A 15,213-nucleotide genomic window follows, 5' to 3' on the forward strand; every position below is an offset into this window, starting at 1 on the left:
AGCATTTGCACTTTATCCATGCACCAGACGCCATCTCACGGCAACGCCGTGCTATGTTCGCGCCATGTCCCGTCCCGACCTGAACCTGCTGCTCACGCTCGACGTCCTGCTGACCGAGTGCAACGTCGCCCGCGCCGCGCGCCGCCTGCACCTGAGCCCGTCGGCAATGAGCCGGGCGCTGGCGCGCCTGCGCGACACCACCGGCGACCCGCTGCTGGTGCGCGCCGGCCGCGGCCTGGTGCCGACGCCGCGCGCCCAGGAACTGCGCGAACAGGTGAGCCGGCTGGTGCAGGAGGCGCAAGGCGTGCTGCGTCCGGCCGAACTGCTCGACCCGTCGCGGCTGTCGCGCCACTTCACGCTGCGCACCAGCGATGGCTTCGTGGAGTATTTCGGCCCGGCGCTGATCGCGCTCGCGCAGCGCGAAGCGCCCGGCGTGCGGCTGCGCTTCGTGCAGAAACCCGACAAGGACAGCGCGCCGCTGCGCGATGGCAGCGTGGACCTGGAGACGGGCGTGATCGGCGCCGCCAGCAGTCCCGAGATCCGCACCCGGGCGCTGTTTCGCGACCGCTTCATCGGCGTGGTGCGCGCCGGCCATCCGCTGGCCCGTGGCAAGGTCACGGCGGCGCGCTACGCCGCCGGCCAACACGTGCTGGTCTCGCGCCGCGGGCTCGACAAAGGCCCGATCGACGAGGGGCTGCGCGCGCTCGGCCTGGCGCGCGAGATCGCCGTGATCGTCGCCGGGTTTTCCGACGCCCTGTCGCTGGCGCGCGGTTCCGACCTGATCGCCAGCGTGCCCGAGCGCCATACCGGCAACCTGCGGGCCGGAATGCACAGCTTCGCGCTGCCGGTCGAGGTGCCGGCCCTCACCGTCTCGATGCTGTGGCATCCGCGCATGGATGCCGACCCCGCTCACCGCTGGCTGCGCGAATGCGTGCGGCAGGTGTGCGCGGCCTGACGCCGCGCCGCGGCTAGGCGCTCGCGCATCGCCGCCCTCAATCTACCCACCCTTGCCACGCGGCCGCTTTGCACTTGAAGGCAAACCGCTGAAAAGTGATCCGTTCAAAACAATGGCGTTTCAGCCGGAGCCCGCATCACCTCGCGCTCTGACCGAACTTTGCCCGGTAGGCGGTAGGACTCGTCAGCGCGATACGCCGGAAGTGCCTGCGCAGCGACTCTTCCGAGCCGAAACCTGCCAATTCGGCAATGCGGCCGATTGGCAAGGGAGTCTGCGCTTCCAGCATTTCACGGGCTGCTGCCACGCGCTCCCGCACGAGCCATTCGTAGGGTGCCATGCCGGTAGCGTCATGGAATTGCCGTTGCAGTGTGCGCGGACTCATCGCCGCGCGTTCCGCGAGCGAGCGCAACGTGTGCGGCAAGGCGGAATGCTGACGCATCCAGTCCATCAACTTTGTCAGGCGCCCGCTCTCGTCGTGCGGCACGGGGCGAGGCACGAACTGCGCCTGTCCGCCCTCCCGATGCGGCGCTACCACAAGTCGCTGCGCGACCCGATTAGCCACGGCCGCGCCATAATCCCTGCGCACCAGATAAAGCAACATATCCAGCCCGGCCGCGGAACCAGCCGAGGTAATGACCTGGCCTTCGTCGACATATAGCGCATCTGGCTCGACGCGCACTTGCGGGTAACGCTGCCGCAGCATATCGGCATATCGCCAGTGGGTAGTCACCGTCTTCCCGTCCAGCACACCCGCGGCAGCCAGCACGAACACGCCGGAACAGATCGAACAAAGCCGCGCCCCGCTCCGATGAGCCTTTCGAAGCCGTTTCAGCAGCGGCTCGGGCGGCAATTCGTCAGCATCGCGCCACCCGGGCACCACGATCGTGTCCGCAATGTCGAGCATTTTGAGCGAATAGGGTGCGGCGACCATGATTCCACCCGCGGCCCGCAGCGGGCCGGGCTCGATCGCGCAAACGGCGAAACGGTACCAATCCACACCGAGCTCAGGGCGTTCTAGCGCGAACAGCTCAGTCACGCACCCGAACTCGAAAGTGCACAGCCGATCGTAAGCGAGGGCAACGACGAGATGATTTTTCATGGCGCAATATTACCGAACCTTGTCTATTGCGCCACTTATCGGGACGGTCCGTGGACGCCAGAATGCATTTCCTGGATTCCTTTTCCCAGGCGATTTTCATCCGACGATCCACTCAGGCTTAATCAAAATGTCGACTACCAACGCTGTCACCGCCATCCCCGCCGCCGCCCCCGCCGCCGCACTCTCCCACTTCCGCGCTGCGCTTCAGTTCGAAACTGATTGCTCCGACGTCGCCAGCGCGCTCGCAAGTGGCACGCCCGGCTTTATCCTGCTCGACGTGCGGGGTCCAGCCCTGTTCTCGCAGGGCCATGTGCCGGGCGCGATCAATCTGCCTCACGGCAAGATTGTCGAATCGAAGCTGGTGGACTATCCGGCCGACGCCCTCTTCGTCACGTATTGCGCCGGCCCGCACTGTAACGGCGCGACACGTGGGGCCTTGCGCCTCGCTCAACTGGGGCGACCGGTGAAGATCATGATCGGAGGGATTACAGGATGGCTGGACGAAGGCTTCAACTTGTCCGCGAATGAGGATTGAGATCGCACCGAGGGCACGCAACCAGGTGTTCGTCAGCATGACACGCTCAGGAACCCCAAAAAAACGCTGGCTGCGCGAATGCGTGCGGCAGGTGTGCGCGGCCTGACGCCGCGCCGCGGCTAGGCGCGCGGGACGGCCCGCCCGGGCCAGCGCCATGACTGTTCGCGGAATTCCTGCGGCGGCATGTCGTAGGCGCGGCGGAACGCGCGGGCAAAGTCCGATGCGCTGCCGAACCCCAGCCCATAGGCGATTTCCATCACCGTCAGGTGCGGGTAGCGCGCCAGTTCCTCGGCGGCCAGGCGCAGGCGCAGCTGGCGGATGTAAGCCCCCAGCCCGCCTTCGTGCTGGAACAGGCGGTACACCGTGGGACGCGGCAGGCGCAGCGCCTGGATCACCGATTCCGGCGTCAGCCCGGCCTGGTGCAGATTGGCCTGCACGTAGCGCCGGACCTCCGCGACCATGGCCGCCCGCCCCGCCGCGCGCGCATTGCCAGCCAGGCGCGCGTCCTTGCCGAAGGCGGCCAACAGCAGCCGCACGCAGGTGATGATGTCGGCCTGCGCTTGCCGCGCGTCCAGGCCGCGCATCGTTTGGCCCAGCGCCGCCACCTGGCCGATCGCCAGCGGCAGCAGCGGCATGCCATCGTGCAGCGTGCGGCCGTGGATCGCCTGCGGATCGGGAAACACCTCCTGCACCAATTCCGCCGGCACGAAAAAGGTCAGCATGCGACAGGCGTGGCGCCACAGCCGCACCGGCTGGCCCAGGTCCACCGCCAGCACCCGCGCCGCGCCGCGCGCATCCGGCGGGCGCGGCGCGTTGCGCAGCGTCACGTCGTCCACCCCGCCTTCCAGGAACACATGGAAGGCGAAGTCGCGGATGTTGTCGCGTGAAATGCGCACCAGCGAACGTTCCAGCCGCAGGGCGTCGGAACGGCAATCGGTGAACATCAGCCGGCCGATGCGATAGCGATCGATGGACGCGTTGAAAGGCTGGCGCAGCGCGTCGCGGTCGGGCAGCACGTCGACCACGTGCCCGACCTGGTCGCGCCATGCCAGCAGGCGGCGTTCGGGGGCCTGCGCCGCCACATCGAAATGATGGTGGGCGATGGCGGGAGGCATGCGCGGCGGTTGGCCGGCCGGATAAGCACTTGGGTTCATGCTTGCAGGTTGCCGCGCGAGTGGCCCGGACGAGGACGCGTCAAGTATGACAAAAAGTAAATAACCGGCAGACTCCGGCAAAACTGAGACGCGCGGTATAGCCACGAGACTAACAGTATCTAAGCTTGCCAGGAGATTCCGCAAGACGTACGCGGACTCGGGCCGAAGTACCGCAAGCAAGCGGGGCGCCGCGCCGGCCCGGCCGGCACGGCGCCGCACAGCGACTTGGCGCATTCCCCTTCGCGGGGAATGCGCATTTTTTTCACGCCGGGGTTCCCGGGATGCCCGGCCGGTCCGGCGCGGTCCCCGGGAATACCCGTGTGGCGCGCGCGGAACAGCTACCATACCGGCTTCGCTGTCATCCCCCGCTGTCGTTCCGCCATGCCTTCCCTGACTTTCCGTTCCCCCACCCTGGCCGACACCGATCGCTGCTTCGCGATCGAAAGCACCGCCTACGAAGGCGACGAGGCCGCCACCCACGCCAAGATCGCCACCCGCATCGCCGAGTATCCGCAGGGCTTCCTGCTGCTGGAGGAGGATGGCGCCATCGTCGGCTTCATCAACAGCGGCTGCGCCCACGACGTGGTCATGTCGGACGAGGCCTTCAAGGAATTGGTCGGCCATGACCCGGCCGCGCCCAACGTGGTGATCATGTCGGTGGTGGTCGATCCGGTGCACCAGGGCAAGGGCCATGCCGCGCGCTTGATGCACCGCTTCATCGACGACTGCCGCCGCCAGGGCAAGCAGACCATCCACCTGATGTGCAAGGAACGCCACGTCGAGCTGTACCGCAAGCTCGGCTACCGCTACGTGCGGCCGTCGCCGTCCGACCATGGCGGCATGGCCTGGCACGAAATGGTGATGGCGCTGTAGCGGCCGGGGCGGCGCCCGCCCCCCTTGGCCGCCCAAGCCTCAATCCAGCTGGATCCTGGCGCTGTCGATGATCTGCTTCCAGCGCCGGGTTTCCTCGGCCGACAACCTGGCCAGGTCCTCGCTCGTGCCCGGATACGGCACCGCGCCCTGCTCGGCCAGCTGCCCCACCAGCGTTTTGTCGTTGGCGATGGCCAGTATCGTGTCCTGCAACTTGCGCAGCACCTGCGGATCGGTCCCTGCCGGCGCCATCACCCCGTACCAGGACTCCACCACCGCGTCCTTGACCCCGGCCTCGGCCAGGGTCGGGATATCGGCGATGGCATCGCTGCGCTTGTCGCTGGCCACCGCCAGCACCCGCACCTGCCCCGACTTCACGTACGGCAGCACATTGGGCAGGTTGGCGAACAGCACCTGCACCTGTCCCGACAGCAGGTCCGACGTGGCCGGTCCGGCGCCGCGATACGGCACGTGCTCGAAGCGCGCGCCCGAGCGGAACATGAACAGCTCGCCGGTCAGGTGGTTGACCGAACCGATGCCGGCGGACGCCATGTTCAGCTTGCCGGGATTGGCCTTGCCATAGGCCACCAGCTCGGCCACGGTCCTGGCCGGCGCGTCCCTGGACACCGCCAGCACATTGGGCACCGTCGAGAACAGCGCCACCGGCGCGAAGTCCTTGTCGGCGTTGTACGGCAGGTTCTTCGATATCAGCGGCAGGATCGACTGCTGCCCCATCGTCGCCAGCAGCAGCGTGTAGCCGTCCGGCGCCGCCTTGGCCACGAAGTTGGCGCCGATACTGCCACCGCCTCCGGGCTTGTTCTCGACGATCACCGTCTGCCCCAGCGCCTCGGACATGCGGTTGGCCAGCAGGCGCCCCATCAGGTTGACGGTGCCGCCCGGCGCGAACGGCACCACCATCGTGATCGGCTTGCCTGGATAGTCCTGCGCGGCCTGCGCGCCTGGGCTGGCAAAGAGGGCCGCGGCCAGCGCCACGGCGAATTTCGGCATTGCCTTGAACATATCGGTATTCCCCTTGGTTTGATTTATACGGCGTGATGGGCGCGGCGTCTCAGGCTGCCGCGCCGGTTTCGGTATCGACCAGGGCCGCCACGCGGCGCTGCAGCGCGGCGTGCGCCGCGGCGCTACGCTGGCGCGCGGCGTCGATGGCGGCCTGGCGCAGGTCCAGCAGGGTCTGCTGCTCCCGCAGATGCGTGCGCACCGATTGTGGCGCCGGCCCGCCGAGCGACAGGCGCGCGGCCACGTTGCGCACCGGATCGAGGCAGGCGGCGACGTCGTCGGCCGCCAGCGCCACCGGTCGGCCCAGTTGTTCCCGCGCCGCGGCCGAGATCATCGGCGGCGTGATGGCGCGCGCCGGCAGCCCCTGCTCCAGGGCCTGCCGCACCACCGCGCCGATGACGTGGTGCGCGTCGCGGAACGACATGCCGGCCTTGCGCACCAGCAGGTCCGCCAGATCGGTCACGGTCGAGAAATCGTCCGCCGCGCGCGCCGCCATGCGCGCGCGGTCCGGCTCGACCTGCTCCACCAGCAGCTGCATCAGTTCCAGCGCCTTGAGCGCCTCCTCGCACGCTTCCCAGCAGGTACGGGTGCTTTCGCGGCTGCTGTCGCCGGAGTGGGTGAAATGCGTGGACTTGACCGTGGACAGCGCCGCGCCGGTCAGGCCGATCAGGTGCCCGGTCTTGCCGCGCAGGTATTCCAGCACCGCCGGGTTCTTCTTCTGCGGCATGATGCTGGAGGTGCTGGCGATGCTGTCCGGAAACGACAGGTAGCCGAACTCGGGCGTGGACCAGATATAGAAATCCTGCACCATGCGGCTGCAGGTGACCATCATGATCGACAGCGTCGCGCTCAGCTCCAGCGCGAAGTCGCGCGACGCCACCCCGTCCAGCGCATTGGCCAGCGGCGCGCTGAAACCGAGCATGGCGCTGGTGGCGGCGCGGTCGATCGGAAACGACGTGCCCGCCAGCGCGCAGGCCCCCAGCGGCGAGGCGTCCGCCGTTTCCAGCGCATGCGCCAGCCGGCCGATATCGCGCGACCAGGCATCGACCAGCGCCGACAGGTAATAGCCGTAGGTGATGGGCTGCGCCGCCTGCATGTGGGTGTAGCCCGGCATGACCCAGTCGGCATAGCGTTCGGCCCGGGCCAGCGCGGCGCGCGCCACGCCGATCAGCGCCGCGCCGATGCGGGCGGCGAAATCGCGCGCCCGCATGCGGTCGATGGTGGCGCCGATGTCATTGCGGCTGCGCGCGGTGTGCAGGCGGCCGCCCAGTTCCTGGCCAACGGCCTTGATCAGGTGCGCCTCGTAGTTGAAATACGCTTCCTCGCGCGCCGGGTCCAGTTCCACCGCGTGCGGACCGTCGGCCTGCATCTTGAGCAGCGCCCGCGCCAGGCGCTGCGCGGCGTCGTGATCGAGGATGCCCTGCTCGCGCAGCATCAACAGGTGCGCCAGGTTGACCTGGGTGAGCATCTCGAAGTTGGCGAAGAACTCGCGGTTCAATCGCGGCAGGAAAATATGCTGGAGCACCTCTTTGGCCAGGGGTTGCTTGAGGCGGGCGCTGACTTTGGATTCCATATCGGTCCGGGGGATGCAAGGGCTGAAAACCGTAGTCTCCCGCCGGGCCAATTCATACGTCAAATCAGATATTTACGACTTATCATACAAAACTGATATGATTTGAATCATGAATTTCAAGCAAGTCGAAGCCTTCCGCGCGGTCATGATGACGCGCTCCATGACCACCGCGGCCGGACTGCTGCACACCTCGCAGCCGAACGTCAGCCGCTGGATCGCGCTACTGGAAAAAGCGCTGGGCTTCGTGTTGTTCCAACGGGTCGGCACCCGCATCATTCCCACGCCCGAGGCCGAGGCTTTCTACGCCGACGTCGAACGCGCCTTCATCGGCCTGGAATCGCTCAACGACAGCGCCAGCTCCATCCGCCGCCGCGGCACCGGCCTGTTGCGGGTTGGCGCGGTGGGCTCCATCACGCAGTGCGTGCTGCCGGACGCCATCGTGCTGTTCCGCCAGAAGTTCTCGGACATCCCCGTGGTGGTCAACACCGGGGGCTCCGACGTGGTCGCCAAATGGCTGGCCACCGGCGTCTGCGACATCGGCTTCTGCTCGCTGCATACCGACCTGCCCGGCCTGCGCTACGAGCGCATCAACACCGCCCATGGCGTGGGTATCGTGCCGCGCGGCCACAGGCTGGCAGGCAAGAGGCGATTGGCGCCCGCGGACTTTCGCGACGAGAACTTCATCTCGCTGCCCGCCGGCAGCTTCAACCGCGCCGCCATCGACCGCCACTTTCCCGACGACACCCGCGTGCTGTCTATCGAAACGCCCTACGCCACGACCATCTGCGGCATGGTCGCCAAGGGCCTGGGCGTTTCCATCGTCAACCCGGTGGTGCCGCGCGCGCTGGGCATCGCCAACCTGCGCGAAATCCGCTTTTCGGAAAAGGTCGAATTCCACAGCTACGCCGTCACCTCCGACCATTTCCCCGTCAACACGCTGGCGCGGCGCATGGCCGACTGCGTGCGCGACACCTTCGCCGCGCTGGGTCGGCCGGCCACGGCGGCCTGACACGGCCGGCGGCGTCAGGCCGCGCGCCGCCGGCCCGCCACGAATCCATGGTGGCGCGCTCGCCAGGCCACGGCCAGCGCGACCACCAGCAACACCACGATGGTGCGCGGCAAGGCTGGCGCCCCGGCCGTCTCCAGCACCACGCCGCCGATCGCGCCGCCGGCGGCGAACGCCAGGTTGAACACCGTCACCAACATCGATTGCGCCACGTCGGCCCCGTCGCCCGCGGCGTCCGCCAGGGCAGTCTGCAGCAGCGTCGGCGCGCCGCCGAAGCTCAGCCCCCACAATGCAATGGCGGCAAACACCGCGCCCGTCGACGTTGCGCCGTGCCCCAGGGCCAGCGCCACCAGCGCAAACAGCGCCAGGCTGGCCAGCACCAGCGGACGCAGTCCGCGATCGACCAGCATGCCGGTCATCCAGATGCCGCCCAATGACGCCACCCCGAACACCAGCAAGACCGCATCGACCCGCGCCGCCAGTCCGAACGCGGCCATCAGCGGCGCGATATAGGTGTACAGCGTGTAGTGCGCCAGGATCCACGCCAGGATCACGGCCAGCACCGGCCGCACGCCCGGCGTGCGCCATACCTGGCGCATCGGCGTCCGCCGCGCCGCCGCCTGGCCGGGATAGTCGGGCACGCGCCGCGCCACCCACAACATCAGCGCCAGGCTCATCCCCGACAACACGCCAAAGACCGCGCGCCATCCCGCCAGGGCGCCGAGCCAGGCGCTCAATGGCACGCCCAGCGCCAGCGCCAGGGGAATCCCCACCATCGCCACCGCCATCGCGCGCCCCTGCAAGGCCGGCGCCACCATGCGCCGCGCATAGCCCGCCAGCAGGCTCCACGCCAGCCCCGTCGCAATGCCCGCCATGAAGCGCGCGCCCAGTGTCAGCGCGTAGTACGGCGACCACGCGGTAATGGCGTTGCACAGCAGGAACCCGCCCACCGCCAGCAGCAAGGCGGCGCGCCGCCGCCAGCCGCGCATGGCGATGGTCAGCGGAATCGCCGCCAGGCCCGAACCCAGCGCGCACAGGGTCGCCAACTGCCCCGCCCAGCCCTGCGACACGCCGAAGTCGCGCGCCATCTGCGGCAACAGGCCGGCGGGCACGCTTTCGTTGGCGGTCGCGATGAAGCTGCACATCGTCAGGGCCAACAGGCCCGCCAGCGGCAGCCGCGCGGTAGTGGGGGTGGCTGTGGCAGGGTTGGCGGTGCTGCCCTCCAACGCCGCCGATCCGGACATCTCACTCATGAGTCGCGCTCCTTGCATATGAAAGACGCGACAGTCTGGAGCTAACCATCAAATTTGATAATTAGCCTAGAATTTGAATGATCTTCAAATCTGGATTTCAAATGGCGACCGACAGGTTGGGCGACATGCGACTTTTCGTGGAAACGGCGGCGGCAGGCAGCCTGTCGGCGGCCGGCCGCAAGCTGGGGCTGTCGGCCGCGGCGGCCAGCGCGCGGCTGATCAAGCTGGAATCCGCGCTGCGCGCCAGGCTGTTTCACCGCAGCACCCGGCAGTTGCGCCTGACCGAGGAAGGCCGTGTCTACCTGGCGCATTGCGAGATCGCGCTACGCGCCATCGACGATGCCGAGGCCGCGCTGCAGGCGGGCCAGCAGGCCGTGCGCGGCAAGCTGCGGATCTCGGCATCGGCCGACTTCGGCCGCAACCTGCTGAAAGACTGGCTGGAAGAATTCAGCGCGGCGCACCCTGACCTGAAGATCGCGCTGACGCTGTCGGACTCGCTGTCGAACCTGCTGCACGACGACATCGACCTGGCGATCCGCTTCGGACGGCCGCAGGATGGCGCCCTGGTCGCGCGCCATCTCGCCCCCAACTGGCGAGTGCTGTGCGCCTCGCCCGACTACATCGCCCGGCGTGGCGCGCCGCGCACGCCCGAAGACCTGGCGCGGCACGATTTCATCGTGCTGGTCACCGCCGCCGGTCCGCTCAACCAGTTCCATTTCATCAAGAACGAAACCGCGGCCAGCTTCACAGTGCCGCTGGAGCGCGCGTGGGAAACCAACGACGGCGCGCTGGCGCGCCAATGGGCCATCGCCGGCCATGGCATTGCGCGCAAGACCATCTGGGATGCAGCCGACGACCTGCGCGCCGGGCGCCTGAAGGTGCTGCTGCCCGACTATCGGGTAAGCGAGGATGGCGTGCATGCCGTATTCCACGGCACCCGCTACATGGCGCCGCGGGTGCGGCGGTTGCTGGACTTCCTGGTGGCGCGCTTCGCCGATGCCGGCGCGGCGTTGACGCGCGATTTCGATATCGAGGCGGGCCGGCCGCGCCAACCACCGGACGTCGCCGGTCCCGTGGCCTAGCGCCTGGGCGCGCTGAAAGCGCCTCGCACAGCGCACTAGTCCAGCTTGCTCAGCACGCGCGACAGCACGCGCCGGGCGTCGGACATGTTATCGGCATCCTCGGGCCGGGATTCGACATCCCGCATCAGGCCCATCAGTTGGGCCTTGCTACGGGCCAGCCGCGCCTCCAGCGATTCGATCTCGCCCACCTTGCGCCGCAGGGCGGCCAGCAGCGCGTCATGATTCCAGTCGTCGCCCGAGGCCGGCAGCAGCACGCGGATCTCGTCCAGGCTGAAACCGACCTGCTGCGCGGTGGTGATCAGTTCCAGCGCCAGCATCGCCTCGGGAGAAAACGTGCGGTAGCCGTTGGGCCGGCGGGCCACCGTCTGCAGCAGCCCCGCGCTTTCATAGAAGCGGATACGCGACGGGGTCAGTCCGGTGCGCTTGGCCAGTTCCCCGATATTCATGTCCTTGTCCTTCTCGGTAACGATCAATGGGATCGCGGCGGGCGACCGCCGCGATACGGTCCGGGCCGCGCCTGGCGGCGCCGGACCGACGGCCAGCCCTACTTGGCGGGCGCGGACGCCGGCGCTGCCGCGGGCAGCTTGTTGGGCGGCACCACCGGGCCGGCGGGCAGCGGCATGACGCCATCAGGCTTGACGAAGGTCAGGGTTGCCACGTAGCCGACGGCATCGTAAGGCTCGGCCCCCTTGGCGCCCTGCCGCTCGCCCGGCGTCTTGTCGATATGCATGGTGCGCAGGACGTATTGCGCCTTCCACGGCAGGTCGAAGCGCGCCTTGCCTTGCGCGTCAGTGTAGGCCGTTTTTTCCCAACCGGAATCCACCATCGCGACCAGCTTGGCCTTGGGCAAGGGCTGGCCTTTCAGCACCACCTGGAATTCACCTGCCTGGCCGGTTGGCACGATATCCAGCGTCAGCTTGGGCGCCACCGCGGCGGACGGGTTGGCGACATAGCGCGCGCTCATGTGGAACCAGGCATTGATCGATTCACCGCCATGCTTGAACTTGCGCAACGTGTCCATGGGGCTATCCAGCACCAGGCTCTCGTTGCCGCTGGCCTTGCCCGACAGCGTGAAGCCATCGGCGGTCTTGGTGACCGTCAACGGCGATTCGCCCTTGGCCGAGACCAGGCTCGCCGACATCTTGCCGAAGCCATCCAGGTAGCCAGGCGAGGCCTCGCGCAGGTTCTCGGCGAACTCGCCGAAACGCGCAATGGCGGACTTGCCGCCGGACTGCTCGATCCAGACTTGATGGGCTTGCGCGGTGGCGGTCAGGCACAGGGCCGCGATCGCCAGGGATAGGGTCTTCTTCATGGAAAGCTCCGGAAAGTGAGGAACGGGGTTGAACAGCTCCCCCCTCCCGCCTGCCCGCGGCTTGCCCGCAAATCGGCCCGAGGCGTCGGGACGATCGAAGATGTAGGCACCGAAGATGTTTGCGCCGAAGATGTTTGCACCGCAGACGTCCGCGCCCGTGCGGCCATGAATTCTGGCATTCGAAGGCTATCCACAAATAACAACGAGAATCGCCCTGATTATGTGGAACGACCCGGCGATGTCAAGAACACGCAGTGGACGGGCAACGACAGCCGATCCGCTCGCGCGGGCGGCCACGACACGCGGTTTTCATTGGGACGATGGCTGCGCGCGGGGCGCGCCTGACCCGCGCGGGACGACCAGGAAGCGCGTCGCAAAATCGGACTGCGCGTCAGCGGTCCACGACCGTCATCAGGCCGCGCCAGCCCGCGCTTGAAGGCCTGGCGCCTCGTTCCCGCAGCCGGCTTCGCTCACGCGTGGCAGGCCAGCGTCCGCACCGTGTCGCCCGCCCCCGCCGTGTCCGGCCACCTCAGGACGAAACGGGCGCCGCCCAGCGGGCTGTCGCACACACGGATGCTGCCCCCGTGGCTGGCCGCCACGCGCTGCACGATCGCCAGGCCCAGGCCGGCGCCGCCGGTGCCCCGGTCGCGGCTTTCGTCCAGCCGGATGAACGGTTCGAATACCCGCTCCCGGTCCGTGGGCGGGATGCCGGGGCCGTCGTCGTCGACGATCAACTCGAATCCGCCGTCACAGGTGGGCAACAGCGCCACCTCGACCCGCTCGCGCGCATAGCGCACGGCGTTCTGCACCAGGTTCGACAACGCCCGCGTCATGTTGCGCGGGTGCAGGCTCACATGCGGCGGATGGCCATCGCGCACGCTGCAACGCACTTGCCGCGTCTCGGCCTGGTGCGCGATCTGGGCCAGCGCTTCGCCCAGCCAGTCCCGCGCGTCCACCGTGTCCAGCTGGATGGCATCTTCATTGGGCTGCTCCAGGCGCGCATAGATCAGCAGTTCACCCACCATGCTTTCCAGCTCGGCGATGTCGGCGCGCATGTCCTGGAAAGTCTGGCGGTGGCGGGACCGCAGCTTGCCGCGGTCGACGATGTCGATCTCGAACGACAGCCGCGCCAGCGGCGTGCGCAACTCGTGCGAGACCGCGTTGGTCAGGCTGCGCTGGTTGTCGATCAGCGCCGAAATGCGCTCGGCCATGTGGTTGAAACTCTCGCCGACGTGGCGGATGCCCGAGACCCGCGACAGGCGCACCCGCCTGCCGAGATCGCCCTGGCCCATGCCGATCGCGGCATTGCGCAAGGTGTCCAGGTCGCGCCAGACCGGCAGCGCCCACAGCAACAGGAACGCGGTCGCCATGATCAGGGTCAGCATGGTCCAGGCGCCCCACGTCATCAGCTTGTCCAGCATGCCGTCGCCCGGCAGGCGCAGTTCCAGCCATTGCCGCGGCGCGCCCGGCAGCGGGATCAGGTAGGTGTTGTATTCATCGCGCATGATGAAGCCGGCCTGCTCCATCTGCTGGCGTTCGCGCTCGTCCGGGCGCACCGCCTCCCAGGGCAACAGGCGCAGGTCGGCGCCATAGTGCGGCAGCAGTTCCTCGCGCAGGAAGGCGTCGCGCGCCTGCGGCGCCACCGGGTCCAGCTCTTTGTGCAGGGCATGCACCTGGCCGCGTATCGAGCGTTCCGCCAGATCGTCCAGCCTGGGCGAAAACAGCGTGACGAGTCCCTTGTCGACGACCTGGAAAGCCGCCGTCAGGCTGATGACGGCCACGACAAAGAGACGCAGGATGAATTTGAGCATGGCGTTGGACGGGGAGCGGGCACCGGCAGCTTACGCACAAAACCGGCGGCATTCCGCCGCGCTTTGTACGAGATATGTGAAAACAAGTGAAAAAGCGCCGGGGCCCACGGCGCCCCCGCCCGCCCTGCATCGCGCGTCAGCGGCGCGGGCGCAGTCGCTTGAAGGTCAGCGAGGCCTGGGCGCACAGGCGGGTTTCGCCGCGCTCCACCACGTATACCTGGGCGTCGAAAAACGCGATGCTCTTGCTGTGCGACACCACCTGCGCCACGCAACGGATCGTATCGCCCGCGGCGGGCAGCAGGAACGAAGTCTTGAATTCCAGCGTCGCCATATCGTCGCCCTCCTGGCCGGCGCCGCCGTCGATCAGCGTCAGCGCCGCATAGCCCGCCGTGGCATCCGCCACCATGGCGACGATGCCGCCCTGCACCGCGCCGCGGTGATGCAGCAGCGCGGGCACGATCCTGGCCGATGCCTGGCAGCGCCCGCGCGCCAGGTCCTCCAGGCACAGGCCGACGTGGCGATAGGCCGGCTCGTCGGCGAACTGCCGGGCAAGCAGCCGCATCCGGTCCGGATGCAAGGCCGGCTGCGCCTCGGCCGGCGCCGGGCGCCCGTGCGAAAGCGACGCCGGATGGGCGTGGATGACCTCGATCATGGAAAAAGCCTCTTCGATCCTGATGGGAGATCGAGTATTGGCCATGCGTGCGCGGCCGTCTTGAACGCTAGTGACATCGACACCGTCCACGTGCCGGCCCGCGCCGGCGCCGTGTCAGCCAGCCGCCTTCCCCCGCCCGGAGCGGGCCCGGCATGCCGCGCCAGTCAGTCCAGGCCGCGCTTGCCGGGCGCCCAATAGGCCTTGGCCATGATGCGCGCGCCCGGCACGCCCTGCGCGGCCAAGGTCCGGCGCAGCCGCTGGATCGACGGCGCCCTGCCTGTCAGGATGTAGCCGCGGTCGGCGCCGGCAAGCACGGGCAGGCGGCGCGCGATCGCGTCCAATTGCCCGTCGTCGCCGCAACGTTCGAACAGTTCGACCGCCTCCAGCCCGAGCCGTCTCGACACCGCCCGCGCCTCGGCCAGCGCCGCCACTTCGAGCAGGCAATGCGGCGCGTCGGCGGCAAAGTGGCGGCTGATCGCGTATGCCAGGCCAAGCGAAGTCTCGTCGCCAAGCAGCACGCAACGTCCCTGCACGCGGCCCGGATCGAGCGAGGCGCGCGGACCGAAGACGTCGCATTCGTCGCCCGGCGTCACCTGCCGCGCCCATGCGCTGCCCGGTCCGCCGCCGTGGCAGCACACCAGCAGCCGCGTGCGCCCGGCCACCGCATCCCATTCGATCCGCGAATAGGTGCGGGCCACGAACGCCGAACCCATCGCGATCTGCACCTTCTGCCCCGGCCGCCACGACGCTTCACGAAACGCCGGGCTTTCCAGCGTGATCAAGCGAAAGCCCAGCGCCGGCGTCTCGGCCCGCGCCACCCGCGCGCGCGTCATGAATAGCCGGGTCAGCAGGCGGCTGACCCGGCCTGGCTCCGGCCTCGGATCGGTCATGGCG

General features: G+C 68.3%; 15 protein-coding genes. 5 read left to right on the forward strand and 10 right to left on the reverse strand.

The window, feature by feature from the left end:
• The first annotated feature begins 64 nt into the window (after window positions 1-64).
• Window positions 65-955 carry a LysR family transcriptional regulator gene (locus tag AT699_RS16560; protein WP_024069173.1) on the forward strand — a complete coding sequence of 297 codons (891 nt, stop codon included), beginning with the start codon at window positions 65-67 and terminating at the stop codon, window positions 953-955.
• A gap of 136 nt (window positions 956-1,091) precedes the next feature.
• Here AT699_RS16560 and ftrA read toward each other — a convergent pair whose 3' ends face one another.
• Entirely contained in the window at window positions 1,092-2,054 is a 963-nt protein-coding gene (gene ftrA, locus AT699_RS16565) for a transcriptional regulator FtrA (protein ID WP_006387130.1), read from the reverse strand.
• A gap of 127 nt (window positions 2,055-2,181) precedes the next feature.
• Here ftrA and AT699_RS16570 point away from each other — a divergent pair, with 127 nt between their 5' ends.
• Entirely contained in the window at window positions 2,182-2,589 is a 408-nt protein-coding gene (locus AT699_RS16570) for a rhodanese-like domain-containing protein (RefSeq protein WP_053498571.1), read from the forward strand.
• 119 nt (window positions 2,590-2,708) lie between these two features.
• On the opposite strand, the gene AT699_RS16575 is transcribed toward AT699_RS16570, so the two are convergent.
• On the reverse strand, window positions 2,709-3,743 hold the full coding sequence (locus AT699_RS16575; RefSeq protein ID WP_049050936.1) for a helix-turn-helix transcriptional regulator: 1,035 nt from the start codon (window positions 3,741-3,743) through the stop codon (window positions 2,709-2,711).
• A gap of 381 nt (window positions 3,744-4,124) precedes the next feature.
• On the opposite strand from AT699_RS16575, the gene AT699_RS16580 reads away from it, so the two are divergent.
• Window positions 4,125-4,616, forward strand: coding sequence for a GNAT family N-acetyltransferase (locus AT699_RS16580; protein ID WP_024069176.1), 492 nt, complete (start codon window positions 4,125-4,127; stop codon window positions 4,614-4,616).
• A gap of 39 nt (window positions 4,617-4,655) precedes the next feature.
• Here the strand turns inward: AT699_RS16580 and AT699_RS16585 are convergent, their stop codons facing one another.
• On the reverse strand, window positions 4,656-5,633 hold the full coding sequence (locus AT699_RS16585) for a Bug family tripartite tricarboxylate transporter substrate binding protein (protein WP_024069177.1): 978 nt from the start codon (window positions 5,631-5,633) through the stop codon (window positions 4,656-4,658).
• A gap of 49 nt (window positions 5,634-5,682) precedes the next feature.
• Window positions 5,683-7,203: an argininosuccinate lyase gene (argH, locus tag AT699_RS16590; RefSeq protein WP_024069178.1), complete on the reverse strand. Its 1,521-nt coding sequence runs from the start codon at window positions 7,201-7,203 to the stop codon at window positions 5,683-5,685.
• A gap of 109 nt (window positions 7,204-7,312) precedes the next feature.
• On the opposite strand from argH, the gene AT699_RS16595 reads away from it, so the two are divergent.
• Window positions 7,313-8,212, forward strand: a complete 900-nt coding sequence (locus tag AT699_RS16595) for a LysR substrate-binding domain-containing protein (protein ID WP_024069179.1) — start codon at window positions 7,313-7,315, stop codon at window positions 8,210-8,212.
• A gap of 14 nt (window positions 8,213-8,226) precedes the next feature.
• Here AT699_RS16595 and AT699_RS16600 read toward each other — a convergent pair whose 3' ends face one another.
• Window positions 8,227-9,453: an MFS transporter gene (locus AT699_RS16600; protein ID WP_024069180.1), complete on the reverse strand. Its 1,227-nt coding sequence runs from the start codon at window positions 9,451-9,453 to the stop codon at window positions 8,227-8,229.
• 110 nt (window positions 9,454-9,563) lie between these two features.
• Here AT699_RS16600 and AT699_RS16605 point away from each other — a divergent pair, with 110 nt between their 5' ends.
• On the forward strand, window positions 9,564-10,544 hold the full coding sequence (locus AT699_RS16605) for a LysR family transcriptional regulator (RefSeq protein WP_049052541.1): 981 nt from the start codon (window positions 9,564-9,566) through the stop codon (window positions 10,542-10,544).
• 35 nt (window positions 10,545-10,579) lie between these two features.
• Here AT699_RS16605 and AT699_RS16610 read toward each other — a convergent pair whose 3' ends face one another.
• The 5 genes from AT699_RS16610 to AT699_RS16630 form a co-directional block, all read right to left on the reverse strand.
• Window positions 10,580-10,990, reverse strand: a complete 411-nt coding sequence (locus AT699_RS16610; RefSeq protein WP_054482710.1) for a MerR family transcriptional regulator — start codon at window positions 10,988-10,990, stop codon at window positions 10,580-10,582.
• A gap of 98 nt (window positions 10,991-11,088) precedes the next feature.
• On the reverse strand, window positions 11,089-11,856 hold the full coding sequence (locus AT699_RS16615; RefSeq protein WP_020928129.1) for a hypothetical protein: 768 nt from the start codon (window positions 11,854-11,856) through the stop codon (window positions 11,089-11,091).
• A gap of 470 nt (window positions 11,857-12,326) precedes the next feature.
• Window positions 12,327-13,667 carry an ATP-binding protein gene (locus AT699_RS16620; RefSeq protein ID WP_024069183.1) on the reverse strand — a complete coding sequence of 447 codons (1,341 nt, stop codon included), beginning with the start codon at window positions 13,665-13,667 and terminating at the stop codon, window positions 12,327-12,329.
• 136 nt (window positions 13,668-13,803) lie between these two features.
• Window positions 13,804-14,319: a PaaI family thioesterase gene (locus AT699_RS16625; RefSeq protein ID WP_006387115.1), complete on the reverse strand. Its 516-nt coding sequence runs from the start codon at window positions 14,317-14,319 to the stop codon at window positions 13,804-13,806.
• A gap of 164 nt (window positions 14,320-14,483) precedes the next feature.
• Complete coding sequence (locus AT699_RS16630) at window positions 14,484-15,209, reverse strand: siderophore-interacting protein (protein WP_024069185.1); 726 nt, start codon at window positions 15,207-15,209, stop codon at window positions 14,484-14,486.
• Window positions 15,210-15,213 lie beyond the last annotated feature (4 nt).

The sequence above is a fragment of the Achromobacter xylosoxidans genome, from assembly GCF_001457475.1.
GTDB lineage: Bacteria > Pseudomonadota > Gammaproteobacteria > Burkholderiales > Burkholderiaceae_B > Achromobacter > Achromobacter xylosoxidans.